A 24,494-nucleotide genomic window follows, 5' to 3' on the forward strand; every position below is an offset into this window, starting at 1 on the left:
TCACGAGAGGAAGGCACGGATTCGCTCCTCGTTCTTGGATGGGGTTCCGCGCCTATGCTACTCGTCGGTAACTACCCCGCAGACGAGGGCGGCGGTCAGCAGCGCGTAAACGATCGGCATGGGCGGTTCCCAGAGATGGGCGCGGGCTCCGAGCAGGGCGGCGACCGCCACGGCCGCGCCCGTCCAGAGCGCCGCGCCCCCTCGTGGACGCGCGCCCCGGCCGGGATCCCACGGATCGCCAGGTGATCCTCCCGGACGACCGGCGCGCGCCACTATCCCCAGGGCGTCCCGTGCCCACCAGATGAGGAACGACACCCCCGCGGCCAGGCCGATCACCATGGCGGCCTCGACGGCCCAGCTCAGGGCGTCGGCGAAGGCGTACAGGGCGGCCGCCCTGAACTGGCCGGGAGAGGTGGCGCCGAGCAGCAGCAGCACGGCCCAGCCGGACGCGACGCCGAGCCGGCTCAGCGGACGCCGCCGGGCCGAGGGCGGCACGGCGAACAGCTCGCGCTCGCGCCGGCGCACCAGGCGCGCCCGCGCGCCCCACACCAGCTGGGTGACCGCCAGGACGGGCAGCGCGGTCGCGAACACCGCCAGCGAGAGCACGGCGAGCGGTAACGTCTGCTCTCTGGTCGGCGCGCGGTCGGCCAGCACCTGTGACGTGGCCAGCAGCGCGATCGAGCCGGCGAGCGCGACGAAGACGGCCCGGCGGGCGGTCCGGGCGGCGGTGCGCAGCCCGGCCAGCGCCTCGGCGCCTGGAGGGGGCGCCATCTCGGTCAGAAGCATGGACGTCATGATGGCGTCACGGACCGTAGTGACGCCGTGGATTCGCGCGCATTGCATGGAGCCCTCGCCGGACGCGTCCGCCGGAGGCTGCTATGGGGTGAAATTTGCGACACGCCGTATATACGGCGGATTATCAGTATGCTGCGCGTCACACCAGAGGGGGCCGCGCTCTGCGAGGGGCGCGCGGGGGTGCGTCCTGTGCGGGCGCGCGTAGAGGGGGGCGCGTGAGCGAGGGCCGGAGAGCGCCGGAACGGCCGCAGCATCGCCCCGACCGCCGCCCGGACCGCCGCCCCGATCAGCGCCCCGATCAGCGCCCCGACCGTCGCCTGGACCGGCCCCCGGGGCCTGCGCGGCGGATCACGCCGCTGGCGTGGGTGAGCATGGTGCTGACGTTCGTGCTGGTCGTCGTCACGCTGGGCGGGTACGCGTACTACCGCAGCATCTTCGCCGACATCCCGATCCTGCCGCCGGTGGAGGCCGGGTCGCGGCCGCCCGAGACCGGCGCGCTCAACGTGCTGCTCGTCGGCTCGGACTCGCGCGAGGGCGACAACAAGAAGTACGGCGCGAAGTCGCAGGGCCTCGGTGAGCGCACCGACACGATCATGGTGCTGCACATCTCCCCGGACCGGGACAAGGCCACCATGATCAGCTTCCCCCGGGACACCATGGTCATGATCCCGCAGTGCCGGAGCCGCACCGGCACGATGCTGGCCGGCGGGCTGCGCCAGATCAACTCCGCCTTCAACGACGGCGGTATCAACTGCACGGTCCGCACGCTGGAGTCGCTCACCAACATCAAGATCAACCACATCGTGAAGGTGGACTTCACCGGCTTCAAGGGCATCGTCGACGCCCTCGGCGGCATCGAGATCTGCCTGCCCAAGGCGGTCAACGACCCCAAGGCCAAGCTCGTGCTCAGCGCGGGCAAGCACGTCGTCAAGGGCGAGCAGGCCCTCGGGTACGTGCGCACCCGCTACGCCCTCGGCGACGGCAGCGACCTCGGCCGCATCCAGCGCCAGCAGGTCTTCCTCACCAAGGTGCTGGACAAGATCACCGATGGCGGGCTGCTCACCGACCCCGCCAAGCTCAACGCGTTCCTGCGGGCCGGGGTCAAGGCCGTCTCCCTGGACAGCGAGCTCGCGCAGCCGGACCGGATGCTGGAGATCGCCAGAAGCGTCCAAGGGCTGACCGCCAAGGAGCTCAAGGGCATCACCGTGCCGGTGGAGGCGTACCCGGCCGACAAGAACCGGGTGCAGCTCAAGCAGCCGGACGCGCGCAACTTCTTCGAGGCCGTGCGCTCCGACGTCAACGTGACCCCGCCCTCGGCCGCCGCCAAGCCGAAGGTCGAGAACGGGCAGGTGCGCGTCCAGGTGCTCAACGGCACCACCGAGCTCGGCAAGGCCGGTCAGGTGGCCGACGAGCTGGCCGACCAGGGGTTCGCCGTCGTCCAGGTCGGCAACGCCGCGCCGGTGGCCACCACGTCGATCCGGTACGCGAAGAAGGACGCCGAGAACGGCGCCGTCTACGGGGACGCCGTGGCCGCCCGGCTGTCGAAGGACAAGCGCACGCCGGTGGCGGGCAAGGTCGCCCCGGTGAACCCGAAGCCGTACGCGAGCAAGGTCACCCCGCTGCCCGACGGGCCGATCGTGCAGCTCGTCATCGGGGCCGACTGGCCGGGCGTGCGGGTGGCGTCGGCGATCCCGGGCTCGCTCAAGGACAAGGTGGTCGACTCCACCACGAACCCCTGCCTGTGACCCGGCCGGCGGGTTAGAGGTCCTCGGCCAGCAGTAGATCGACCAGGCCGGGGAAGCGGGCGTCGAGGTCGTCGCGGCGCAGCCGGATGAACAGCTTGCGGCCCTCCGGGCGCTGGCAGATGACGCCGGCCTCGCGCAGCACCCGCCAGTGGGCGGTCAGCGTCGACTTCGGCACGTCGGCCACGACCTCGCCGCAGAACAGCTCGTCCCCCGAGGCCAGCGCGCGCACGATCTTGGCGCGTACGGGATGGCCGAGCGCGGCGAGCACCTCCACCAACTGGATCTGGTCACGCGACGGGTGCAGCATGCCGCCATTGTACGGATAACACGAACGGTGATTTGACGGACATTGTTCGTATGTACGAAGATTACGTACTCATCCGGGTTCGAGGAGGCTCCTGTGTTCGATGTCGCCGTGGTGGGTGGCGGGCCCGTGGGCATGTTGCTCGCCGCCGAGCTGGGCCTGCAGGGGGTGCGGCCGCTGGTGCTCGAACGGCTCGCCGTGCCGACCGGCCAGTCCAAGGCCGGGACGCTGCACGCGGGCACGGCTCGGAGTCTGGACCGGCGCGGGCTGCTGGAGGCGGTGGGGCGGTCCACGTACGGGAGCGTGAGCTTCCACTTCTCCGGCATGTTCGGGCTCGACCTCGGCGCGGTCTCGGACGGCGGCCCGAGCATCGTGGGCAGCCCGCAGGCGTGGGCCGAGCAGGTGTTCGCCCGCCGCGCGGCGGCCCTCGGCGCGGAGATCCGGCGTGGCCAGGAGGTCACCGGCCTGGAGCAGCGGGACGACCACGTCGCCCTGACCGTGAACGGCCGCGAGCTGACCGCCCGGTACGTCGTCGGCGCCGACGGCGCGCGCAGCGTCGTGCGCAAGGCCGCCGGCATCCCGTTCACCGGCGCCGGGGCCCGCGTCGCCGCGCTCATGGGCGACGTGCGGCTGCTCGACCCGTACACGGTGCCACCGGGCTACACGCGTACGCCGCGGGGCTGGGCCATCGTCTGGCTCGACCCCGCCGGGCACAGCCGCGTCACCACCTACGACTTCCGCGCCCCGCACGCCGACCGGGAGGCGCCCGTCGCGATCGAGGAGCTCCAGGAGGCGGCCGAGCACATCCTCGGCGTCCCGGTCCCGATGGCCGGCGCGCGCAACCTGTCCCGGTACGGCGACGCCGCCCTGCAGGCCGAGACCTACCGCGCGGGCCGCGTCCTGCTGGCCGGGGACGCCGCGCACGTGCACTTCCCGTGGGGCGGCCAGGGGCTCAACACCGGCCTGGGGGACGCCTTCAACCTGGGCTGGAAGCTGGCCGCCGAGGTGCGCGGCGAGGCCCCCGCGGGGCTGCTGGACAGCTACCACGCGGAGCGGCATCCGGTCGGCGCGCGGGTGTTGTGGAACGTCCGGGCCCAGAGCGCGCTGGCCCACCCCGACCCGGCCGTCGACCCGCTGCGCGAGCTGTTCGCCGAGCTGATGCGGTTCGACCAGGTCAACGAGTACCTGAGCGGGATGATCGCCGGGGTGGACACCGCCTACGACGTGGGCGTGCCCGGAGCCGGGCGGATGGCTCCCGACCTGGCGGTCAAGACGGCCGGCGGCGTGGTGCGCACCGCGGAGCTGCTGCGCGGCGGCCGGGCGCTGCTGCTGGACCTCGGCGGGCGCGACGACCTGGTGGCGGCGGCCGCGCCGTGGGCGGACCGGCTGGAGATCGTGCGGGGCGGCGCGGAGCACGACGCCGAGGCGCTGCTCGTGCGTCCCGACGGTTACACGGCCTGGACGTCGGAGGCGCGGGGGCATCCGCTGGAGGCCGCGCTCGCCCGCTGGCTGGGGCCAATGTGACGCAGAGTAACTTTAGCGAAACATGTGAAATATCCGGACAAGTCTGTTAAGAAAGGTCGCGGTCCGTATTCAGAGCTAGAGAGGTTCCATCGTGGCGCGCGACGAGAACGACAGGCCGTACGAGGATGGGCAGGGTAAACCGTTAAACCCGGAGCTGACCGGAGACGTGCTGTCCCCCCGGTGGAGCACCGAGGACACCGACGAGCAGCCCGCGATCCAGGTCTCCGGCAACGAGACCTACATCCTCCCGGCCGGCCAGGCCGCGCAGCCCGTCGAAGCCCCGGCGACCCCCGCGACCCCGGCCGACGCGCCGCACGACGTGCTCGACGGCCCGAGCGGCCCGCACGACGTCCTGGACGGGCCGAGCGGGTCCCACGAGGCCCTGAGCGGGCCGCACGAGACGCTGGCCGGGCCGTACGAGAGCCTGAGCGGGCCGCACGCCGTCGTCGAGGCGGACGGCCCCGGCGTTCCCGGCGGAGACCCGGCGGCCGACGACGACCTGCCCTACCTGCCGCTGGACCAGGGCTACAAGCCCGACGGCGACGACGCGGGTGAGACCAGGCGCGGCTTCCTCGGCTCCGGCTGGACCGACGACGCCGACGACCGCCGGGTCGGCGCCGGGCGCGATCGCGAGGTGCGCCGGCGTACCAGGGTGCTGGTGCTGGCGGCCGCCGCGGTGGTGCTGGTCGGCGCCGGGGCGGGCTGGCTGCTCACCGGCACCTCCTCCGACGACCCGTGCGGGGTCGGCGCCTGCGCCGGTGCGAGCCAGGTCACCGCCCCGCCGCAGACCGCGCTCCCGGAGGAGACCGAGTCCGCCCCCGAGCCCGAGGAAACGGACACCGCCGAGCCGACCGTGTCCGAGACCGTAACCCCCACCCCCGTGGCCCGCCGCCCCCGTCCCACCCGCGAGCCGTCGGCGCGGCCCACCGCCACCCGCGAGAGCCGTCCGACGGCCACGCCCGACGAGAAGGTCACCCACGGCCCGCAGGACGGGATGAACGACACCTCCGACGGCACCCCCGAGGACTCGGCCGAGGACTCGGCCAAGGCGCCCGCCACCAGGCAGCCGGAGCGGCAGGAGAGCGCGCCCCCCACTCAGGCGCCGCCCGCGCAGCAGGAGCAGCCCGCCCCCACGCCGAGCGAGAAGAAGGGCCTGTTCGACATCCTGTTCCCCTGGGCGTGAGGGTCCCGTCGCCGTCCTGGTGAGCGCGGTGCCGCGAGTTGTGCCGCCGCCGCGGGCGGGCGTGCGAGGATGCGGAGCCAGGTCGTCGTCTGGCAGACTTGGAAACCGCTTTCCGGGAGGTCTCGTGGTCACGCTTGAGGACGTCGCCAAACAGGCGGGCGTCTCCCTCGCCACCGCCTCGCGGGTGCTCAACGGCAGCACCCGCCAGGTGGGCGCGACCCTGCGGGCCCGCGTCGAACGGGCCGCCGACGAGCTCGGCTACCGCGCCAACATCGCCGCCCAGACGCTGGCCCGGGGGGCGAGCAACGTCATCGGCATCGTCGTCCACGACCTGACCGACCCCTACTTCGCCGCGCTGGCCGACGGCGCGATGCGGGCCGCCGCCACCGAGGGCATGCTCGTCATGGTGGGCACCACCCACCGCGACCCCGAGCAGGAGATCGCCTACGTCGCCACCATGAACGCCCAGCGGGTGCGCGCCGTGCTGCTGGTCGGCTCGCGGGTCGCCGACCCCGTCGTGACCGGGCGGCTGCGCGAGGAGCTGGCCCGCTACCAGGAGGGCGGCGGGCGGGCCGCGTGCGTCGGCCAGGACCTGCTCGGCGTGGACACCGTCGCGCCCGCCAACCGGGCCGGCGCCGCGGCCCTGGCCCGCGCGCTGGCCGGGCTCGGGCACACCCGCTTCGCCGTGCTGGCCGGGCCGCCCCACCTGGTGACCGCCGCCGACCGGTGCGAGGGGTTCACGCAGGGGCTGCGGGAGCTGGGCCTGCCCGAGCCCGTCGTGGTCCACGGGCCGTTCGACCGCGACGGCGGCTACCGGGCCGCGACCGAGATCGGCGCGGCGACCTGCGTGTTCGCGGTCAACGACGTGATGGCCGTGGGCGCGCTGGCCGCCTGCCGCGAACGCGGGATCCGGGTGCCCGAGGACGTCTCGGTGGCCGGGTTCGACGACATCGTCACGCTGCGTGATCACGTGCCCGCGCTGACGACCGTGCGGCTGCCGCTGACGGACATGGGGGCGCGGGCCCTGGAGCTCGCGCTCGGCCGCGAGGACGCCGCCGCCGCCCCCGTGGTCGAGCACGTCGCGGGCGAGGTCGTGCTGCGGGAGAGCGTCAGGAGGATGGCATGAGCGTGACGGGCGCGGAAGCCGGGGTGACGGCGTGAAGCTGGCGGTCAGCACGTTGGGGATGCCGGGGGAGGGGCTGGAGCGGGCGGCCGGGATCGCCGTCGCGCACGGCTGCCAGGGGCTTGAGCTGCGGCTGCATCCGGACACCGGCGTCCATACCGGGCTCACCGCGCGGGAGCGGCGCGCGGTGCGGGAACGGGTGGAGCGGGCGGGGCTGGAGATCGCCGCCCTGGCCGGCTATGTCGGCATCTGTGAGCCGGGACCGGACGAGCCTGTCGCCGACACGCTCCTCGCCGACCTGCGGCTGGCCGCCGATCTGGGCGCGCCGGGCGTGCGGGTGTTCCCGCGCGGCGACGATCCGGCGGTCGGCGCCCGCCGGCTGAGGTCTGTGGCCGGTACGGCCGCCGCCCTCGGCGTACGCGTCCTGGTCGAGACGCACGACCGGATGCCCACCGGCGCGGCCGTGGCCGGGCTGCTGGCCGAGGCGGGCCGCCCCGAGGTCACCGGCGCGCTGTGGGACCTGCTGCACCCCTGGCGGCACGGCGAGTCCCCGGCCGCCACGCTGGCCGCGCTCGGCCCCTCGCTCGCCTACGTCCAGGTCAAGGACGCCGTCTCGGCCGAGGACACCACCCCGGTCCCGATGGGGACGGGCTCGGTCCCGCTGGAGGAGGCCGGCGACCTGCTGCGCGCGGCCGGGTACGCCGGATGGGTCTCGCTGGAGTGGGAGCGCACCTGGTACCCGGACGTGGCGCCGGTCGAGGAGATCCTGCCGGGCGCGGTCGCCTGGGTGCGACGGTTCACCGCTTAGATAGGGGAATGCCCCTTAACAAGAACAAAGTCCTCGTGGTCGGCATGGATGGCCTGCGCTTCGACCGGCTCGTCGCCCTGGCCCCGCCGGTCCTGTCGTCGTTGATGGCCTCCGGCGCGTACGGCACCAGCAAGCTCCCGTACGGCGAGGCGGCGGCCCCCAGGACGGAGTCGCCCGGCGAGGTCGTGCCCAAGGCTGCGGAGCCGCCGGCGGCGGGCCGCGTGATCAGGTCGCGCACGGACTCGGGCCCCGGCTGGTCGTCGATCGCCACGGGCGCCTGGTCCGACAAACACGGCGTCGTGGACAACAGCTTCACCAGCCCCCAGTTCACGAAATTTCCGGACTTTTTGAGTCGTGCGAAGAATGCCCGCCCCGACCTGGTGACCGCCGCCTTCCTCTCCTGGGCCGCCCTCGGCGAGCACGGCGCGTTCGGCCCCGCCATCGACCACCGCATGGTCCTGGACGGCTACGCCCTCACCTGGACCGCCGCCGACCGGCAGATCGCCGACGCCGCCGAGCGCCACCTCGCCGAGACCGGCCCCGACCTCGCCTTCGTCTATCTCGGCGACACCGACGAGGTGGCCCACGCCCTCGGCCCCCACTGCCCCGAGTACGCCGCCGCCCTGCACGCCCAGGACGCCTACCTGGGCCGCCTGCTCGACGCCGTCCGCGCCCGTCCGGGGGAGAGCTGGACCGTGCTGGTCACCACCGACCACGGCCACGTGGACGAGGGCGGCCACGGCGGCACCTCGGCCGAGGAGCGCACGGTGTTCGTGATCGCGAACCGGCTGGACGCGGACCTCGGCGGCCGCCCGCTGGCCGAGCCCCGCCTGGTGGACGTCGGCCCCACCGCGCTGGCCCTGCTCGGCGTGCCGCTCGACCCGGCCTGGGAACTGGACGGGACACCGCTGTTCAACAGTTGGTGAATTTATGGCAGACTCGGGAGAGGGGGTGCCTTCCATGAGGACCACACACGACCTCTCCGAGATCGACACCACGATGCTCGCCGAAGTGGGCGGAAAGGCCGCCAACCTCGGCGAGCTGACCCGCGCCGGCCTGCCCGTCCCGCCCGGCTGGGTCCTGACCACCGACGCCTACCGGCAGGTCGCCGCGGGGCTCGACCTCACCCCGGGCGACGGGCTCGCCGCGCGGGCCAGGCGCCACCTGCTGCGGGCCGAGATGCCCGCCCCGGTGCGCGAGGCGATCCTGACGTCCTACGCGCGGCTCGGCGCGGACGTCCCGGTGGCCGTGCGCTCCTCGGCCACGGCGGAGGACCTGCCGTTCGCCAGCTTCGCCGGCCAGCAGGACACCTTCCTCAACGTGGTGGGCGCCGAGGCGGTGCTCGACGCCGTGCGCCGCTGCTGGGCCTCGCTGTGGAGCGACCGGGCCGTGGCCTACCGGGAGGCGAGCGGCGTCGGCCACGCCGGCGTCCGGCTCGCGGTGGTCGTCCAGGTGATGGTGGACGCGCGGGTGGCCGGGGTGATGTTCACCGCGAATCCGGTGACCGGCAGGCGGCGCGAGACCGTCCTCGACGCCGCCCCCGGACTCGGCGAGGCGGTCGTCTCCGGAGCCGTCGATCCCGACCGGTTCGTCGTCTCGGGCGGCGAGGTGCTGGAACGGCGGGCGGGCGGCCCGAAGCTGGCCGTCCGGCCGCTGCCCGGCGGCGGCGTCGAACACGTCGAGACCGCCGCCGGCGGGCTGTGCCTGACCGACGCGCAGGTGCTCGCCCTGGCCGAGCTCGGCGCGCGCGTCGAGGACCACTACGGCACGCCGCAGGACACCGAGTGGGCCATCGGCCAGGACGGCACGCTCTGGCTCACCCAGGCCAGGCCGATCACCACCCTCTATCCGCTGCCCCGGCCGGCCGGGCCCGGCCTGCGCGTCCACCTGTCGCTCAACGTCGCCCAGGGCGTGATGGGGCCGTTCACGCCGATGGGGGTGTCGGTGTTCAACCTGGTGGCCTCGGGGGCGGCGACCCTGTTCGGGCACGCGCCCGCCGACCGGCTCGACGGCCCGGCGTTCCTGTCCGAGGCGGGGCAGCGGTTGTGGATCGACCTGACCACGCCGCTGCGCAGCCGTACCGGCCGGGCGGTCCTGACCCGCATGATGCCCCTGGGGGAGGCGCGGGCCGCGGCCGTCGTGCGGGAGCTGGCGGGCGACCCGCGGCTGTCGGTCGTCCAGACCTCGCCGCGCCCGTTCCTGCGCGGGCTGCGCCGCTTCGCGCGCCGCGTGCACGCGCCGGCACGGGTCCGCGACGCGCTGCTGAGCCCGGCCAGGGCGCTCGCCCACGCCGCCCGCGTCGGCGAGGAGCTGGACCGCAGGCTCGAACCGCCGCCCGGCGCCACCCCCGCCCAGCGCCTCGACCACGCCGAACGCCTGCTCGCCGGGACGTTCCCGGCCATCGTCTCGATCATGCCGATCGTGATCACCGGCTACGCCCTGCTCGGCCTGGCCGCCCGGCTCTCCGGCACGCGGGTGGGCGACCTGCAGGACGTCCTGCGCGGCGTCCCGAACAACCCGACCACCGAGATGGACCTCGAACTGTGGGACCTGGCCGGCCACGTCGAGCCCGAGGTGTTCCGTGAGGAGCCCGCGGCCGAGCTGGCCCGCCGCTACCGGGCCGGCGAGCTGCCACCGCGGGCCCAGAAGGAGATCGCCGCCTTCCTCGGCCGGTACGGCCACCGCGGCGTGGCCGAGATCGACGTCGGCGTGCCCCGCTGGTCCGACGACCCCACGCACATCCTCGGCGTACTGGCCAACTACCTGCGCATGGACGCCGGCGCCGCCCTCGCCCCCGACGCGCTGTTCGCCAGGGGCGCGCGGGCGGCGCGGGAGGAGGTCGAGCGGGTCGCCGCGCTGGCCGCCCGCAGGGGCCGGTGGCGGGCGCCCGTGGTGCGCTTCGCGCTCGGCCGCACCCGGGCGTACGCGGGGCTGCGCGAACTGCCCAAGTACCACGCGGTCAGGGCCATCGCCGCCGTCCGGCACAGCCTGCGCGCGGTCGGGGAGCACCTGGCCGCCGCCGGCGTCCTGGACGACGCCGCCGACGTGTACTTCCTGCGCCTGGAGGAGGCCAGGTCCGCCCTGTCCGGCGGCGACCTGCGCGACCTGGTACGCGAGCGGCGCACGACGTACGAGCGGGAGTCGCGCCGCCGGCACGTGCCCCGGATCATGCTCTCCGACGGCACCGAGCCCGAGGCCCTGGCCGGACCCGTCCCCGACGGCGCGCTGACCGGCACGGCGGCCTCGGCCGGCACGGTCACCGGCCTCGCCAGGGTGGTGCTCGACCCGAACGGCGCCCACCTCGAACCGGGCGAGATCCTGGTCTGCCCCTCGACCGACCCTGGCTGGACCCCGCTGTTCCTCACGGCCGGCGGCCTGGTGATGGAGATGGGCGGCGCCATGTCGCACGGCGCCGTGGTGGCCCGCGAGTACGGCATCCCCGCCGTCGTCGGCGTCCGCGACGCCACCGGCCGCATCGCCACGGGCCAGGAGATCACCGTCGAGGGAGCGGCGGGCACGGTGACCCTTTAGAGCACTATGGTGATCAGGTGCCCGATCCGTACTGGAATCACAACGTGCACTACCAGCGGCTGGTGCTGAGCCTGATCCCGCCCGGCTCGTCCCGCGCCCTCGACGTCGGCTGCGGCGACGGCCTCCTGGCGGGCAAGCTCGCCGCCCGCGTCCCCGACGTGACCGGCGTCGACCGGTCCGCGCAGGCCGTCGCCCTGGCCAGGTCCCGCCACGGCGACCGGCCCGGCCTCACCTTCACCGAGGCCGACTACCTCGACCCGGCCGCGCTGCCGGAGTCCGGGTACGACTTCGTCAGCGCCGTGGCCGTCGTGCACCACGCCGAGTTCGGCGCGGCCGTCGGGGCGTTGCGGCGGCTGCTCGCGCCCGGCGGCCGGCTGGTGGTCGTCGGGCATGCCAGGAACCGTTCGCTGCTCGACTGGGTGATCAGCGGCACGGCGCAGGTCGTCACCCGCGTCCACCAGCTCCGCCACGGGCCCAAGAGCGGGCCGTCCGTCCCCGTCATGGACCCCGACATGGCGTGGGCCGAGGTGGGGCGGGCCGCCAGGCGGTTGTTGCCGGGCTGCCGGTTCCGCCGGTTGTTGCTGCGGCGCTACCTGATCGTCTGGGACGCGTCCCGTTAAGCCCGTGCCGCCCCGGGTAACCGGAGGAGGCATCACGTTTCCGGATGAGGCGGTTCCATGCTGGTCACAGAGCTGGTGCGCAGGGTCGGCGGGACCCTCGCGCAGTCTCAAGGACGCTTCCCCCTCTACGCCGACCCCGTGACGGGCGAATGGACCTGGTCCGAGGACGGAGACTGGTGCGGCGGCTTCTGGGGCGGCCTGCTGTCCCTGGCCGCGGTCGCCACCGGCGAGCCCCGCTACGCCCGCGCCGCCGGCCAGGTCGCCGAGCGGCTGGCCGCCCGCACCGACGCCCCCACCCTGCTGCGCGGCATGTTGTTCTGGTACGGCGCCGCGCTCCCGGCCGTCCTCGCCGGCGACGAGGATCCCGGCGCCACGACCGCCGTGGCCGCCGCCCGGTCGCTGAGCATCGGCTTCGACCCGCTGGCCGGCCTGCTGCCGCCCCAGGAGGAGGACGTCGTCAAATACGGCTGGCCGCGCCCCGGCGCCTGCGTGGACGGCCTGCCCGGCACCGTCCCGCTGCTGGCCTTCGCCTGCGAACGCACCGGAGCCCGCGAGCTGCTGGTGATGGCCGAGTCCCACGCCCGCACCGGCTACGCCATGTGCGTACGGGAGGACGGCTCGGTCGCCCAGACCTCGGCCGGCGCCGTCAACGGCTCCTCGCCTGCCAGCACCTGGGCCCGCGCGCAGGCGTGGGCCATGCTGGGCCTGGCCCAGGCCGCCCACCTGTCGGCCGAGTTCATCGGCCCGGCCACCGAGGTCGCCGACTGGTACCTGGCCCACGTCCCGTCCGACCTGGTCTGCTACTGGGACTTCGACGACCCCGGCATCCCCGCCGCGCCCCGCGACACCTCGGCCACCGCGATCGCCGCCGCCGCCCTGGCCAAGCTCGCGCCGCTGGCCAAGGACGGCTACCGGGAGCAGGCCGCCCGCACGCTGGACGCGCTGGCCCGCGACCACCTCAACGAGCACGGCGGCCTGGTGGACGGCTGCTACGACCGGCGCAAGGGCCTGGCCACCGCCCACGAGCTGGTCTGGGGCGACTACTTCCTGCTCGAAGCCGCCCTCACCCTCGACGGCACGATCGACCCCGGCCGCGTCTAGGCCGTGTCTCGACGGCTGAGCGGGCGCGGTAGTCGGTCGCGTCAGCTTCTTCGCCGACAGGGCGGCGGCACAGGCGTGGAGCCGGGCGCGCCCGCAGGTGGCTGGGCGGCTGCTCGCCCAGCGCCAAGCCTGGAGATGGGCGTGGGCATCTCCGGCCCGCTCATGCGCCCATAGCCGGAAATCGGACAGTGAATGGCCTGGGAACTGGTCAGGTGGAATGCCGACACTCGGCGGGCAGGTCCTGCGACCGTCCCACCGAGGAAGGCTGATCGATAGTGACAGAACGCGTACGCGTGGCGGTGCTGGCCGGCGGGCCGTCCGCCGAGCACGAGGTGTCGCTGCTGTCGGCACACGCCGTGCTCGACGCCCTGCCGAAGGAGCTGTACGAGCCCGTGCCCGTCATCATCGACCGCCGGGGCAGGTGGCCGATGGAGCTGCGACGCGATCAGGTGGACGTGGTCTTCCCGGTGCTGCACGGACCGTTCGGCGAGGACGGCGTCGTCCAGGGGCACCTGGAGACGCTGGGCATCCCGTACGTGGGTTGCGGCGTCCTGGCCTCCGCCGTGGCGATGGACAAGGTCGCGATGCGGCGCGCGTTCCTGGCGGAGGGCATCCCTGTCACCCCGGGTGTGTGGTTCACCGAGCACGAATGGCGCGCCACCATCGACTCCTGGGGGCTGGTGAAGTCGCTCGACTGGCCGATGTACGTGAAACCGTCCGGTCTGGGCTCCTCCATCGGCATCTCGCGTGTCACCACGATGGAGGAGCTGCGCGCGGGTGTGGAGCTGGCGCTGACCCACGACCGGTTGGTCATCGTCGAGCAGGAGGTAGCCGCGCGCGAGCTCATCTGCGGCGTGCTCGGCGGTCATGACTTCCCGGAGGCGTCGCTGCCCGGCGAGCTCCTCGTGCCGGGCGACTGGCTCGACTACGAGGCCAAGTACCTCAGCAAGGCCGAGATCGCCACGATCCCCGCCGTCCTGCCTGAACGCGTGGCCGAGGACGTGCGCGAGATGTCGCTGCGCGCCTTCCGGGCGATCGGCGGTTACGGCCTGGCCAGGGTCGACTTCCTCTACGAGGAGGAGTCGGGACGCCTGTACGTGCTGGAGATCAACACCATGCCCGGCTTCACGGCCCGTTCCGTCTACGCCAGGGCCTGGGCCGAGAGCGGTGTCCCGTACCCGGATCTGCTGCGCCGCCTCATCGACCTCGCGTTCGCCCGGAGCGGCAAGTGATCGCCAGAAGCAGGCACGTGACCGTCAGGAGGGGCAAGTGATCGCCACGACGCTGGAGAGGATCGCGCAGGTCGTCGGCGCGAGCCTGCACGACGTGCGCGATCCGCGGGCGCTGGTGACGGCGCCCGCGGCAGTCGATTCGCGCGAGGTGGTGCCCGGCGGCCTGTTCGCCGCGACGGTCGGCGCCCGCGTCGACGGCCACGACTACGCGGGCCGTGCCGTCGCGGGCGGCGCCGTCGCCGTGCTGGCCTCGCGGCCCGTCGGCGTGCCCGCCCTCGTGGTCGACGACGTACAGCTCGCGCTCGGCGTGCTGGCCAAGCACCTGCTCGGACGCATCAGCCCGACCGTGATCGGCCTGACCGGCTCCGTGGGCAAGACCACCACCAAGGACCTGCTGGCGCAGGTGCTCGAACGGCACGCCGAGACGGTCGCCACGGACAGGTCGTTCAACAACGAGCTCGGCCTGCCGCTCACCGTGCTGCGCGCCGATGCCGCCACCCGGTACCTGGTGCTGGAGATGGGGGCGAGCAGGAAGGGCGACCTGACGTACCTGACCGGACTCGCGCCACCGCAGCTTGGGCTGGTGCTCAATGTCGGCAGCGCGCACGTGGAGCGCATGGGATCCGGGCCGGCCGACATAGCCGAGGCCAAGGGCGAGCTGGTCGAGGCGCTCCCGGCGGACGGGTTCGCGCTGCTCAACGCCGACGACCCGTACGTCGTCGGGATGGCCGGCCGTACCAGGGCCAAGGTCCTGCTGTACGGCGCGGCGGCGGGGACACAGGTGCGGGCGGAAGGCGTGCGGCTGGACGACCGCGCGCGGCCCGCGTTCGAACTGGTGACGCCGGGCGGCAGCGCCCCGGTCACGCTCGACCTCATAGGCGAGCATCAGGTGGGCAACGCGCTGGCCGCCGCCGCCGTGGCCACCGCGCTGGGCCTGGGCGCCGCCGGGATCGCCGAGGGACTGAACGCCGCCCGGCGGCGCTCCGCGGGCCGGTTGGAGATCGTCGAGCGACGTGACGGCATCACCATCGTCGACGACGCCTACAACGCCAGCCCCGAGTCCATGAAGGCCGGGCTGCGGGCGGTGCGGGCGATGGCGGGCGCCCGCCGTACCGTCGCCGTGCTCGGCGCGATGGGGCAGCAGGCGGACACCTCGCGCGCCCGGCACGCCGAGATCGGCCGGCTCGTCGCCGACCTCCGCTTCGACCTGCTGATCGCGGTAGGGGAGGGGGATCCGCTCGCGATGGCGTGGGCGGCGGAGTCCGCGAACCGGGGCGTGGCCGTCCACGCGGTCGAGGACGTCTCCGGCGCCACCGAGCTGGCCGGCTCGCTGCTCGAACCGGGCGACGTGGTGTTCGTCAAGGCCTCAAGCGAGATCGGGCTCGGCGCCTGCGCCCGCGCGCTGGCCGACGCCTGAACAGCTGCTGCTCCGCCGAATGACCAGCCACCCTGTCCAGCCTTCCGGCGACGAGCCGGCGAAACGGAGTTCCATGCGCACCATCGGTCTCATCGGCGGGTTGAGCTGGGAATCGACGGTGATCTACTACCAGATCATCAACCAGCGCACCCGCGAGCACCTCGGCGGCAGCCATTCCGCCAACAGCCTCATCTGGTCGGTCGACTACACGACGGTCGAGGACCTCATCTTCGCCGACCGCTGGGACGAGGTGAGCACATTGCTGACCGGTGCGGGCAGGCGACTGGAGGATTCCGGCGCCGACGTCCTGCTCGTCTGCAGCAACACCTTCAGCCGGGTGAGCGACGACGTGGAGCGGGCCGTGGGCGTGCCGGTGCTGCACATCGCCGACGCCGTGGGCGCCGAGATCCGCGCCAGGGGCATGCGCAAGGTCGGCCTGCTCGGCACCAGGTTCACCATGGAGGAGCCCTTCTACCTGGATCGGCTGGCCGCTCACGGCGTCGAGGTGGTCGTCCCGCGTCGCGAACAGCGGAAGCTGGTCCACGACGTGATCTTTGACGAGCTGGTGCGCGGGGTGATCAGGGAAGCGTCCAGGGACGCCTACGCGCGCATCATCCAGGACCTCGCCGACGACGGCGCGGAGGGCGTCGTCCTCGGCTGCACGGAGATCGAGCTGCTGATCAGTGAGAAGCACAGCCCGATCCCTGTGCTGCCGAGCGCCCGGCTGCACGCCGAGGCGGCGGTCGGTTTCGCCCTCGCCGAGTGATTCACGTACGGCTGGTGCCGTACAGCTCGCGGTGCCACAGGTCGGCGCAGACCCGTTCGATGCCGGCCGCCAGGTGACGGCGGTAGGTGGTGAAGGGGATGCCGAGCCGTTCCGCGGCCAGCTCCTGCGTGGGCGTACCGCAGAGGAACGTGACGGACAGCGCCCGGTGGAACTTGACCGAGCGCGGGTCCTCGCTCAGGTCGCCGATCGCCTGGCGCAGCAGGTCACCCAGTGCCGCGACGGGATTCTGCTCATCGGCGACCAGCCTGGTGCGCGTCAGGGGGGAGGTGGCCAGCTCGTCCGGCCGCGGCAACCTGCGCAACGCTCCGCGGACCGCGTCGGCGAACTCCTCCCTGGACAGCACCGCCAGTCTCGCCGTCGCGGTGCCAGGGCCGCTCGCGGGCCTGTTGACCATCTGCTCCAGCCACGCCTGCGCGGGCACCGCCCGCCAGTCATGGACGAACAGGCCGCCGGAGATGTCACGCATCCCGTGATACCGCTCCGTCCGTGCTTCGATGTACGACCAGGCCAGCCGTTCGGCCCGCAGACAGTTGCCGAGCGCTCGCCACTGGATCAGTTCCAGCAACAGCGCGTTACCACGGTACGGCGGAAGCACCCACTGCCTGCTGACCGCCAGGTGCTCACCGGCGCGCAGCGGGGCGGTGGCGCGCGCGTGCGCCCACGCCGCGGCCACGACGGGATCGGCCGCCAGCTCCTCCTCATCGAGCTCCGTCAACCGCAGCCACGCGGAGAGAGCCACCGGCTCGCCCGTCTCGGCGCTTCGATAGAGGCGGAACGCCTCCGGCTGACGCTCCACCCAGAATGCCGCCTCCTGTACCAGGACGCCGGCCTCCGCCTGCGGCAAGGTCTCTTCCTGGAACTCGCCGTCGCCGGTAGGCGGCCCGTGGTGGAGATGGAGCAGTGCCGCCACCGCGCCGGGCACGTCCGCGTCGCTCGCCGTACGCACCCTGTCCGCCACGTGCGCATGCACGCGCTCGTGCATCACCGTGTACGCCTCGGGGTCCCGCCAGCGCAGGTCCGCCTCCAGCAGCCGCCGGACCACGCCGTGCGGGAACAGCCCGAGACCGCTCGATTCGACGAACGGCAACCGCCGCAGCCAGCGGAACAGCGTCCCCGCGTCCTCGGGGAAGGCCGCCCGCAGCAGGTCTTCCGTCGTCGTGTACGCGTGCGCGCAGATCTCCAGGGCACGCCGGTGCGCGGCCGAGGGCAGCTCGCCCACCAGCTGATCCAGCAACTCGGCCACCAGGTCCTGATCAGGCCTCCATCGCCCGCCGTCCTTCGCCGCCACGGCCGCCCCCAGGAGCAGCGCCAGCGGGTGACCGCCGGCGAAGGCGAGCAGCGGCTCGCGCGCCTCCGCCGGCACGCCGGCGGCGTCCAGCAGGGCGTGCGCGTCCGCGGCCCGCAGATCGCGTAGCGGCAGCACCTCCAGCGACCCCGCCCATGCCGGGTCCGCCTGCCAGCGCACATCCGGCGGGTTCCGTCCCGCGATCACCGCCAGCGCCCCCGCGGGCACCCGTGGCAGGAACCGTTCGCGCAGCCACCCCTCCAGGCTCTGCACGCGATCGAAACCGTCGAACAGCAGCACCGCGTCGTCCTGGCAGGCCGCCGGGTCCATCAGGCGCTCGTCCAGCATGGACACGGGCCGCCCCGCCGTCTCGGCCTCGTCGGCGAAGCGCCGCAGCAGGGCCGACTTCCCGATGCCGCCCGGACCGTGCACGTACAGGACGCTGCGGGCGCCGCTGTACAGCGCCGTGGTGAAGACCGCGAGCTCCTCCTCCCGCCCCACGAACGCCATCTCGCGCGCCGCGCGCAGCCGCCGCCCCAGAGAACCGGACATGGATCGCTAGCCCTTCTCGAAGAGGTGGTGCACGCCGGGGTGGGGGAGTCGTCGCGGCGGTATGCCCCGCCTGTCCGGGCGGTGCTCGAAATGCCACCACTCGTTGTCGTACAGGCGGTAGAGGTCGTAGCGGGCGCCGTGCTCCTCCAGCCAGCGAGCGCCTTCGTGCGGGCGCACGTCCAGGGCGATGCCCTGGACGTGGCTGGACTCGGCCGGTGGCAGCACGAGCATGCGGGCCAGGGACGGAGAGCCGGAGCGGCGCACCTCGTCGTCGAACATCCGCTGCTGGACGACGGGGTCGCGGTATCCGGAGGTGACGCCGATGAGCTGGCCGTGACGCCACAGCGCCTCGGTGCGCGCCGCGGTGAACGCGGCCATCGCGCCGTCGGTGAGCCCGGCGAGGTTCTCGGCGGGGAATCGCATCCGCAACGCCCAGCGGCAGGCCAGTTCGCGGGCGCGGCCTGGATGGCGAACGAAGGCCGGCGGCAGCAGCAGTACGGCGAGCACCAGCGTGGCCGCGGCGTACAGCCTGTCTCGGGGCCGGGGAGGGATGGTGCGTGGTTCGTCCATGACGAACCACCCTTGGCGCCAAATATGAGCGCATCGTCCGCCGAATGTCACCGTTTGTCGACGGCCCCAGGCTGTGCGCCTCGGGCGAACTGCCAGGACGGCCGGACGGCATCCTCCAGTGCCGGGACCGGAGTCCCCGCTTACGCGATCAGGAGGCCGGCCGGCGCCGGACCGAAGGCGCCGCCGAGCTGGTAGTACAGGCTGAACAGGGCGAGCCAAGTAGCCCCGGCCCGAAAGGACGCCGATGCCCCTGAGCCGGCCCGAGCCGTACGGCAGAGCGGACAAGCGGCAGGCGATCACCCAAGCCGCTCGCCGTGTGTTCGGCCGCGACGGCTACACCCGCGCCGGCATGGACTCGATCGCCGCCGCGGCCGGGTATCCAAGCGGACGGTCTACAACCACTACACCGACAAGGAACAAGCTGTTCCTGACCGTCGCGCTGGAAGGCGCCGAGGACGTCACCGCCGCGATCGCACAGATCATGGACCGGCACTTGCCGGGCAGCAAAGCGCCAGTGGCTTCGCGGCGCCGGACCGTGAGGCCCGGCGCCGCCGCGGGCGGCCAGGTCAGTCGCGCGCGGAGCCGCCCGTGGCCGGTGTGTTCAGCTGCGTGCTCGTCAGGCCGGTGAGCTCCTCAAGGGAGACGCTGTGCCGCGACCCGTCCTGGAGGATCGCCGTGACGCTCTTGACGCCGCCACGGAGCGAGGCGTTCTCGCGCTCCTCCGTCGCCGGGGCGTCCGGCCACCAGGCCGCGAAGTAGCCGCCGGTGACGGTCGCGGTCACGTCGCCTTTCGCCTCCGTGGAGAGCTCCAGGCCCACCACGTCGGCACCGACTCTGCCAGTCACGGTGCGCACGCTCTCCTCACTCGTGCTCAGGGCCGAGCCGAGGGCGGCCCGCGCCGACCCCGCAGGAACCGGTGGAAGCGGTTGCGCGCCGGGCCCCGGCGCGCTGCCGTGCGCGCCGACGAGGTCGCCGTCGCGGAGCAGGCAGGTGATCTCGGCCAGGTTGCTGCTGCCGTCGTTGACGTAGACGAGCGTCCATGGCCCCCGGCCCTCGGTCACCACGGGCCGGAAGCCGAGGTCGCGCCCGGTTGTGCGCTTGGCGGTGTCCTGGGCATGGTCGAGGCACTTCTCCTGGGCGTCGATGGCCCGGTCACCGCTCACCGTGTGCGGCGTCGCGGTCCACGCTGCCATCGCCGAGCCGCCGCCGAACACGCCGGGCAGCAGCAGCGCTGCCGCGATGCCGGCGGCCACCCCTCCGCTGGCAACGGTGAGACGCCTGGCGGTGAGTACGCGAGGGCCGCTGGTCGCCGGTGCGGGCGCCCCGATGGGGTCGGTGGCCATCACCCGGGCCAGCAGGGCCCAAGCCTTGGGGTCGGTGCTGGTGTCCAGGCCGGCGGGGGTGACGGCCGGGTCGAGGCCGCGCAGGGCGTGGTCGAGGCTGTCGTTCATCACATGCTCCTGGAGTCCACGGTGGCGGTCGCGGGCTGGGTCGTAGTGGCGGGGACGGCGTCGGCGTGGTGGCGCAGGGCGCGCCGGGCCCGGGTGAGCCTGAGCCGGAACGCGACGGGGGAGATGCCGAGCACCCGCGCGGCCTGTGGGGCTGTGAGGCCGTCCCACACGGCCAGGGCGAGCGTCTCCTGGTGGCGCGGGCTGAGCCGCCGCCACGCCTGGACGAGGTCGAGCCGGCGTGCCACCAGCTCGGGGTCCAGCCCGGCCGCCGCGGCACCGGTCAGCCGGCTGTCGGCGATGCGGACGGTGAGCGCCTGCCGCCGCTGGTCGGCCCGCAGCCCGTTGCGGAGGGTGCGGTGCGCCACGCCGAACAGCCAGGCGCGCGCCTCGTCCGCCGCGCGCGGCACGTCGTCCAGGCGCCGCCAGGCGACGAGGAACGCGTCGGCGACCACGTCCTCGGCGTGGGAGGGGTGGACGCGACGTTCGACGAACCGCAGCAATGCGGCATACGTCTGCTCGTAGAGGTGGGCGAAGCGCTGGCTGCGCGGCGGCCCGGTGTCGGTGACGTTCATGCCTGGGTCATGTCCGGCGGGCCCGTAAGTGTGTCGCGAAACCGGGGTCCTCATAGTTCCAGCCGTGAATCCAGCGAAGTAGGGCCTGACCTGCGCGTAACCCCCCGGGTGAGCCCCGGGTACGCCGTCCGATCGATCGACGCCATCCAACCTCCAGGAACCATCGCTGAGCAGCCGGAACGCAAAGACCTTAACGATCAGCGATCAAGCCCGCGGCCCGCTTCCGCCGTCTTCCGGTGGCACCCCTGTCACGGCCGCCCGTCTCCTCTTCCGGTGGCCATGCCGTTGTTCCCGACGCTGGCTTCGGCCGGATCGGCCGCGCGGCCCAGGCCGCCCATCGTGAGGAAGCACATGCCGGGATCAGAACCCGGGGCCACAGGGACGGAAGCGGCGTGCGGCTGCCAGGTCGACCTCCTTCAGCAAGGGGTCAAACGGATCCGGCCGATGACGGAGTTCGTCTGCAGGTGGGTGAGGATCCGGTGCCAGGCGCGAGCGCGCTGCCGGCGGCGGAACAGGTTGTAGACCGCCTGCCAGGAGCCGTGGCAGTCGGCGGTTCGAGCCGTGCCCACTGCGCATCGGTGAGGTCGAACCGCCGCGTCACCGCCAAGGTGGCCACGAGGTCTCCGGGGCGCTGGTTCTTCCTGGTCGTTGAACCCGTTGCCGGAGACCTCTTCGCGTGTCCGGCTACGACACGCCGTTGATCAACACTTCGAGACAGGCTCTAGACCACCAGCTCGGCGTAGCGGGTCTTCATCGTGGCCAGCACCTCGTCCGGGTCGGCCGCCCAGACGTCGGCGTTGAAGATCTCGACCTCGATGTCGCCCGTGTAGCCGGCGGCCAGCACGGCCCGGGTGATCGGCGCGAAGTCGATCACCCCGTCGCCCATCATGCCCCGCCCGAGCAGCACGTCGGCGGGCAGCGGGTGCAGGTAGTCGCACACCTGGTACGACGCGATGCGCCGCCCGGCCCGCGCGACGTCCTCGGCCAGCCTGGGGTCCCACCACACGTGGAAGGTGTCCACCACCACCCCGACCTGCTCCTCCGGGTAGGGCAGGCTGAGGTCGAGCGCCTGGCCCAGCGTGGACAGCACCGCCCGGTCGGGGCAGTAGATCGGATGCAGCGGCTCCAGCGCCAGCCTGACGCCGCGCTCGCCGGCGTAGGGCGCCAGCACCGACAGCGCCTCGGCGACCCGCTCCCGCGCACCGGCGACGTCCTTGGAGAAACCGGGCGGCAGCGGCTCGCCCGGCCGCACCCCCGGCAACCCGCCGACCACCATCACCAGGCACGCGGCCGCCAGCTCGGCCGCCTCGTCCACGGCCCGCCGGTTGTCGTCGAGCGCCCGCTCGAACGCGCGCCGCCCCTCCTCGCCGGGCAGCCCGCCCGCCGTGAGGAAGCCGCCCCGGCACAGCGAGGACACCCGCAGCCCGGCCTCGCGCACCAGTTTGGCGCTGCGCGCGAGCCCCTCCTCGGCCACCTTCTCGCGCCACAGCCCGATCGCCTCCAGGTCGTGCCGCGCGCAGCCGTCCACGGCCTCGGCGACCGACCAGCGCCTGGTCGTCCACTGGTTCAGCGACAGGCTCACAGGCCGTTCACCGCCAGCAGCGCCGTCATCCTGCGCACGGCCAGCTCCTGGTCGGCCAGCAGCCCGGCTTGGTCGGCCAGCCGGAACACCTCAGCCAGATGGCGCAGCGAGCGCGCCGACTGGGCGCCGTTCACCATGGCGAACGCGTCCTGGTGGCCGTTGAGCCAGGCCAGGAAGACGATGCCGGTCTTGTAGTGGTACGTCGGCGCCTCGAAGATCTTCCGCGACAGGGCGACCGTGGGAGCCAGGATCTCGTCGTAGCGGGCCAGGTGGCGGGCCGCCTCCTCGCCACTGGTTGCTTCGGCGGCGTCCAGCTCGCGCAGGGCGGCGGCGGCGGCCGGGGCGATCGCGTCGAAGATGCCGAGCAGCGCGTGCGAGCCCGACCTGATGAGGGAGGGGTAGTTGAAGTCGTCGCCGGTGTAGAGCCGGACGCCCTCGGGGAGCGCGGCGCGCAGCCGCACCTCGTGCTCCTCGTCCAGCAGCGACACCTTGACGCCGTCCACCACGGCGGCGTGGGCGTGGACCAGCTCCAGGAACGACTCCGTCGCCGCGTCCACGTCCGGCGCGCCCCAGTAGCCGGCGAGCTGCGGGTCGAACATCTCGCCCAGCCAGTGCAGGATCACCGGGCGGTCGGCCAGGCCGAGGACCTTGCCGTACACCTGGTGGTAGTCGGCGGGCCCGGCCGCCACCCTGGCCAGCTGCCGGGAGGCCATGACGATCACGCCCGCCCCGGCCGCCTGGACGGCCTCCACCTGCTCGGCGTACGCGGCGGTGATCGTGTGCAGGTCGGCGGCGCCGGGCGCGTGGTCGGTGCCCGCGCCGCAGGCCACCAGCGCCGCCGGGTCGCCGAAGGCGCGCGCCTCCGCGGCGCTGAGCCGGATCAGCTCCCTGGTCGCCGCCCAGTCCAGGCCCATGTTGCGCTGGGCGGTGTCCATGGCGTCGGCCACCCGCAGGCCGTGCGACCACAGGTGGCGGCGGAAGCGCAGCGTGGCCTCCCAGTCCACGGCGGCGGGGGAGCCCGGCGTGTTGTCGCCGAGCGGGTCGGCGACGACGTGCGCGGCCGCGTAGACCGCCCGGCTCGCGGCCGGGGCGGCCGAGGCCGGCCAGGTCACCGGCTCGCGCAGCTCGTACGCGCCGCCCGGCAGGTCGATCCTCACAGCTGCGGCACCTCGATCCGGCGGCCCTCGGCGTTCGAGCGCAGGCCCAGCTCGGCGAGCTGCACGCCGCGCGCCCCCGAGGCGAAGTCGTTGGGGAACGGCGCGTCCTCCAGCACGTGCCGGACGAACGCCGCCCACTGGACCTTGAACCCGTTGTCGAACTCGGCGTTGTCCGGCACCTCCTGCCAGTCGTCGCGGAAGCGGGCCGTGGCGGGCAGGTCGGGGTTCCAGACCGGCTTGGGGGTGGCGGCCCGGTGCTGGAAGCGGCAGTTGCGCAGGCCCGCGACGGCGCTGCCGTGCGTGCCGTCCACCTGGAACTCGACCAGCTCGTCGCGGTTCACGCGGACCGTCCAGGAGGAGTTGATCTGAGCGATCACGTCCCCTTCGAGCTCGAAGATGCCGTACGCGGCGTCGTCCGCGGTGGCCTCGTACGCGCGGCCCTGCTCGTCCACCCGGGACGGGACGTGCGTCACGGCCTTGGCGTAGACCGACCGGACCCGGCCGAACAGGTTCTCCAGCACGTAGTGCCAGTGCGGGAACATGTCGAGCACGATCCCGCCGCCGTCCTGCGCCCGGTAGTTCCAGGACGGGCGCTGCGCCTCCTGCCAGTCGCCCTCGAACACCCAGTAGCCGAACTCGCCGCGCACCGACAGGATCCGGCCGAAGAACCCGCCGTCGATCAGCCGCTTCAGCTTGAGCAGGCCCGGCAGGAACAGCTTGTCCTGCACGACGCCGTTCTTCACGCCCCTGGCCGTGGCGGCCTCGGCCAGCGCGACGGCCTCCTGCACCGACTCGGCCGTGGGCTTCTCGGCGTAGACGTGCTTGCCCGCCTCGATGGCCTTGAGCACGGCCTTGACGCGGGCGCTGGTGACCTGGGCGTCGAAGTAGATCAGGTTGTCGTCGTCGGCGAGGGCGGCGTCGAGGTCGGTGGTGAAGTCGGGGATCCCGTGGCGGTCGGCGATGTCGGCGAGCTTGTCGGCGTTCCGGCCGACCAGGACCGGGCGCAGCCTGACCCGGTCGCCGTCCGAGAGCGTGACGCCGCCCTGCTCGTTGATGGCCAGGACGGAACGGACGAGGTGCTGGCGATAGCCCATTCGTCCGGTGACGCCGTTCATCACGACGCCGATGGTGCGCACGCTCATGGGGATCCCTTCA

23 protein-coding genes are annotated in these 24,494 nt (G+C 73.5%); 13 read left to right on the forward strand and 10 right to left on the reverse strand.

The window, feature by feature from the left end; all coding sequences use genetic code 11:
* Positions 1-57: 57 nt before the first annotated feature.
* Positions 58-786, reverse strand: coding sequence for a hypothetical protein (locus ACWEJ6_RS10315; protein WP_364328525.1), 729 nt, complete (start codon positions 784-786; stop codon positions 58-60).
* Positions 787-1,166: 380 nt separating this feature from the next.
* Here ACWEJ6_RS10315 and ACWEJ6_RS10320 point away from each other — a divergent pair, with 380 nt between their 5' ends.
* The gene (locus ACWEJ6_RS10320; RefSeq protein ID WP_452423078.1) at positions 1,167-2,540 is read left to right on the forward strand and encodes an LCP family protein; all 1,374 of its coding nucleotides are present in this window, start codon (positions 1,167-1,169) and stop codon (positions 2,538-2,540) included.
* A 13-nt stretch (positions 2,541-2,553) separates the two neighbouring features.
* On the opposite strand, the gene ACWEJ6_RS10325 is transcribed toward ACWEJ6_RS10320, so the two are convergent.
* On the reverse strand, positions 2,554-2,847 hold the full coding sequence (locus ACWEJ6_RS10325; RefSeq protein ID WP_352365580.1) for an ArsR/SmtB family transcription factor: 294 nt from the start codon (positions 2,845-2,847) through the stop codon (positions 2,554-2,556).
* Between the two features lie 93 nt (positions 2,848-2,940).
* Between ACWEJ6_RS10325 and ACWEJ6_RS10330 the strand changes: the two genes are divergently transcribed.
* The 11 genes from ACWEJ6_RS10330 to ACWEJ6_RS10380 all read left to right on the forward strand — a co-directional run bounded on the left by ACWEJ6_RS10330 (position 2,941) and on the right by ACWEJ6_RS10380 (position 16,149).
* On the forward strand, positions 2,941-4,368 hold the full coding sequence (locus tag ACWEJ6_RS10330; protein ID WP_452422845.1) for an FAD-dependent monooxygenase: 1,428 nt from the start codon (positions 2,941-2,943) through the stop codon (positions 4,366-4,368).
* A 91-nt stretch (positions 4,369-4,459) separates the two neighbouring features.
* Entirely contained in the window at positions 4,460-5,551 is a 1,092-nt protein-coding gene (locus ACWEJ6_RS10335) for a hypothetical protein (protein WP_452422847.1), read from the forward strand.
* A gap of 124 nt (positions 5,552-5,675) precedes the next feature.
* A complete protein-coding gene (locus ACWEJ6_RS10340; RefSeq protein ID WP_452422849.1) occupies positions 5,676-6,677 on the forward strand; it encodes a LacI family DNA-binding transcriptional regulator in 1,002 nt (333 codons plus the stop codon).
* A gap of 31 nt (positions 6,678-6,708) precedes the next feature.
* Positions 6,709-7,482, forward strand: coding sequence for a sugar phosphate isomerase/epimerase family protein (locus ACWEJ6_RS10345; RefSeq protein WP_452422851.1), 774 nt, complete (start codon positions 6,709-6,711; stop codon positions 7,480-7,482).
* 44 nt (positions 7,483-7,526) lie between these two features.
* Entirely contained in the window at positions 7,527-8,408 is an 882-nt protein-coding gene (locus tag ACWEJ6_RS10350; RefSeq protein ID WP_452423080.1) for an alkaline phosphatase family protein, read from the forward strand.
* Positions 8,409-8,442: 34 nt separating this feature from the next.
* Complete coding sequence (locus ACWEJ6_RS10355; RefSeq protein ID WP_452422853.1) at positions 8,443-11,013, forward strand: PEP/pyruvate-binding domain-containing protein; 2,571 nt, start codon at positions 8,443-8,445, stop codon at positions 11,011-11,013.
* Between the two features lie 17 nt (positions 11,014-11,030).
* Positions 11,031-11,633 (forward strand): class I SAM-dependent methyltransferase, encoded by a 603-nt coding sequence (locus ACWEJ6_RS10360; RefSeq protein ID WP_387664039.1) that lies wholly within the window; start codon positions 11,031-11,033, stop codon positions 11,631-11,633.
* A 57-nt stretch (positions 11,634-11,690) separates the two neighbouring features.
* A complete protein-coding gene (locus tag ACWEJ6_RS10365) occupies positions 11,691-12,734 on the forward strand; it encodes a glycoside hydrolase family 88 protein (RefSeq protein ID WP_387664041.1) in 1,044 nt (347 codons plus the stop codon).
* 275 nt (positions 12,735-13,009) lie between these two features.
* Positions 13,010-13,966 (forward strand): D-alanine--D-alanine ligase family protein, encoded by a 957-nt coding sequence (locus ACWEJ6_RS10370; protein ID WP_452422855.1) that lies wholly within the window; start codon positions 13,010-13,012, stop codon positions 13,964-13,966.
* A gap of 37 nt (positions 13,967-14,003) precedes the next feature.
* Positions 14,004-15,383 carry a UDP-N-acetylmuramoyl-tripeptide--D-alanyl-D-alanine ligase gene (locus ACWEJ6_RS10375; RefSeq protein WP_452422857.1) on the forward strand — a complete coding sequence of 460 codons (1,380 nt, stop codon included), beginning with the start codon at positions 14,004-14,006 and terminating at the stop codon, positions 15,381-15,383.
* 73 nt (positions 15,384-15,456) lie between these two features.
* Positions 15,457-16,149 carry an aspartate/glutamate racemase family protein gene (locus ACWEJ6_RS10380; protein WP_449913458.1) on the forward strand — a complete coding sequence of 231 codons (693 nt, stop codon included), beginning with the start codon at positions 15,457-15,459 and terminating at the stop codon, positions 16,147-16,149.
* Between the two features lies 1 nt (position 16,150).
* Here the strand turns inward: ACWEJ6_RS10380 and ACWEJ6_RS10385 are convergent, their stop codons facing one another.
* Positions 16,151-18,007: an ATP-binding protein gene (locus ACWEJ6_RS10385; RefSeq protein ID WP_452422860.1), complete on the reverse strand. Its 1,857-nt coding sequence runs from the start codon at positions 18,005-18,007 to the stop codon at positions 16,151-16,153.
* 6 nt (positions 18,008-18,013) lie between these two features.
* The gene (vanY-N, locus tag ACWEJ6_RS10390) at positions 18,014-18,577 is read right to left on the reverse strand and encodes a D,D-peptidase/D,D-carboxypeptidase VanY-N (RefSeq protein WP_452422862.1); all 564 of its coding nucleotides are present in this window, start codon (positions 18,575-18,577) and stop codon (positions 18,014-18,016) included.
* A 244-nt stretch (positions 18,578-18,821) separates the two neighbouring features.
* Between vanY-N and ACWEJ6_RS10395 the strand changes: the two genes are divergently transcribed.
* Positions 18,822-19,205, forward strand: a complete 384-nt coding sequence (locus ACWEJ6_RS10395; protein ID WP_452422864.1) for a TetR/AcrR family transcriptional regulator — start codon at positions 18,822-18,824, stop codon at positions 19,203-19,205.
* Here ACWEJ6_RS10395 and ACWEJ6_RS10400 read toward each other — a convergent pair.
* From ACWEJ6_RS10400 to ACWEJ6_RS10425, 6 genes are all read right to left on the reverse strand, one after another.
* Positions 19,144-20,028: a hypothetical protein gene (locus ACWEJ6_RS10400; protein ID WP_452422866.1), complete on the reverse strand. Its 885-nt coding sequence runs from the start codon at positions 20,026-20,028 to the stop codon at positions 19,144-19,146. The two genes, ACWEJ6_RS10395 and ACWEJ6_RS10400, sit on opposite strands and share 62 nt — an antisense overlap.
* On the reverse strand, positions 20,028-20,600 hold the full coding sequence (locus tag ACWEJ6_RS10405; RefSeq protein ID WP_452422868.1) for an RNA polymerase sigma factor: 573 nt from the start codon (positions 20,598-20,600) through the stop codon (positions 20,028-20,030). The genes ACWEJ6_RS10400 and ACWEJ6_RS10405 overlap by 1 nt, the downstream gene beginning before the upstream one ends.
* 416 nt (positions 20,601-21,016) lie before the next feature.
* Entirely contained in the window at positions 21,017-21,169 is a 153-nt protein-coding gene (locus ACWEJ6_RS10410; protein ID WP_452422870.1) for a hypothetical protein, read from the reverse strand.
* Between the two features lie 152 nt (positions 21,170-21,321).
* A complete protein-coding gene (locus ACWEJ6_RS10415; RefSeq protein WP_452422872.1) occupies positions 21,322-22,182 on the reverse strand; it encodes a sugar phosphate isomerase/epimerase family protein in 861 nt (286 codons plus the stop codon).
* The gene (locus tag ACWEJ6_RS10420) at positions 22,179-23,339 is read right to left on the reverse strand and encodes a DUF993 family protein (protein WP_452422874.1); all 1,161 of its coding nucleotides are present in this window, start codon (positions 23,337-23,339) and stop codon (positions 22,179-22,181) included. Before ACWEJ6_RS10420 ends, ACWEJ6_RS10415 begins: the two co-directional genes overlap by 4 nt.
* Entirely contained in the window at positions 23,336-24,481 is a 1,146-nt protein-coding gene (locus tag ACWEJ6_RS10425) for a Gfo/Idh/MocA family protein (protein ID WP_358284758.1), read from the reverse strand. Before ACWEJ6_RS10425 ends, ACWEJ6_RS10420 begins: the two co-directional genes overlap by 4 nt.
* Positions 24,482-24,494: the final 13 nt, after the last annotated feature.

The organism is Nonomuraea sp. NPDC004702 (assembly GCF_053601695.1).